Here is a 738-nt window from a genome sequence, read left to right as displayed (position 1 = left end):
TGGTGGCTCGCGATCGTCACGTCGGCGCCGCGCGAGGCCGCGATCGCCGCCGCGATGCGCCCGACCGCGCCGGTGCCGCCGAGAATCAGCACGCGCTTGCCGCCGAGTTCCACGCCGTGCTGCTTGCCGAGATGCCGCTCGACCAGCGCGACGAGCGCGGCGGCGGTCGTGTACGAGCCGCTCGGATCGGCGAACACCGAGACCTCGAACGGCGGGACCATCGCGCGGCGCGCGGTGTCGAGCATGTCGGCGGCTTGCATCACATCGCGTCCGCCGATGAAGATGCCGGTGCGCGATACGCCTTTCGGGCCGCGCGAAAAGATCGCGTCCTGGGTCAGGTTCGCGACCATGCCGGCCTCGACGCCGCAATACGGCACGATGACCTGATAGCCGGCGTCGGCGGCCATGTTGACGTCGAACGGACTCATTTGCGGCGTGGCCGTGAACATGTGCAGGATGTAGGGCCTTTCAATGGTTTCTGACATGACGAGGGCTCGTTTCAGTGGCAATTTCGTGGACGGCGCGGTGTCGGGCGTGACAGCGCGCGCGATATGGGGCGTGGCGGCAGCGCACAGGCCCGGTTGGCGGCGCGTACACCGCGCTCGATGGCAGCGGAGACGCCACCTGGACCGGCAGCACCACCGGCCCTCCGGCGCGTAGCGTGCACAGTGCGCGCATCATGCGGCGTCGATGCGCGGCGCATGCGCGTCGGCCTCGCGGATCGCCGCGCCGCTATTG

At 69.8% G+C, this 738-nt stretch carries 1 protein-coding gene; it reads right to left on the bottom strand.

All coding sequences use genetic code 11. The annotated features are described in order from the left end of the window. A partial coding sequence (locus GXB81_RS31240) for a methylenetetrahydromethanopterin dehydrogenase (RefSeq protein WP_241016608.1) occupies positions 1-485 on the bottom strand: 485 nt, incomplete at its 3' end. Positions 486-738 lie beyond the last annotated feature (253 nt).

It is taken from the genome of Paraburkholderia sp. Ac-20336 (assembly GCF_017105025.1).
Classification (GTDB): domain Bacteria; phylum Pseudomonadota; class Gammaproteobacteria; order Burkholderiales; family Burkholderiaceae; genus Paraburkholderia.
This window is presented reverse-complemented; position numbering and strand designations above follow the sequence as displayed.